The sequence below is a fragment of the Caballeronia sp. INML3B genome (genome assembly GCF_023631305.1).
GTDB classification, from domain to species: Bacteria; Pseudomonadota; Gammaproteobacteria; order Burkholderiales; family Burkholderiaceae; genus Caballeronia; species Caballeronia turbans.
Window position 1 is genome coordinate 1 of sequence record NZ_JALQDI010000109.1, and the last position, 263, is coordinate 263.

1 protein-coding gene is annotated in these 263 nt (G+C 43.3%); it reads right to left on the minus strand.

The window, feature by feature from the left end:
* Positions 1-263: hypothetical protein (locus NCS58_RS34085; protein ID WP_250539049.1), on the minus strand; the 263-nt coding region annotated here is incomplete at both ends.

Consider the following 263-nt stretch of genomic DNA (forward strand, 5'->3'; position numbering starts at 1 on the left):
GTGTTTACGCTGTACGCATCGCTATCTAATAGTGCGTCAATGCTTTTATCACCTAAGCCTCGTGCGTCTGCAATAGCTTCCGCAATGATGTCACGACCACCTTGAAAACAATTACTGATAAACGGCTTCTTGTTGAACCAATAGGTTTTAACCTCTACAAAGAACTTCCACTCACCACCTTGATTAGGTCTAGGCTTCAAAAGACGAATGTCAATGCTGCCGTCGCTAGGGATTTCTTTTTGTTGAAACTCACGGTCATTTCC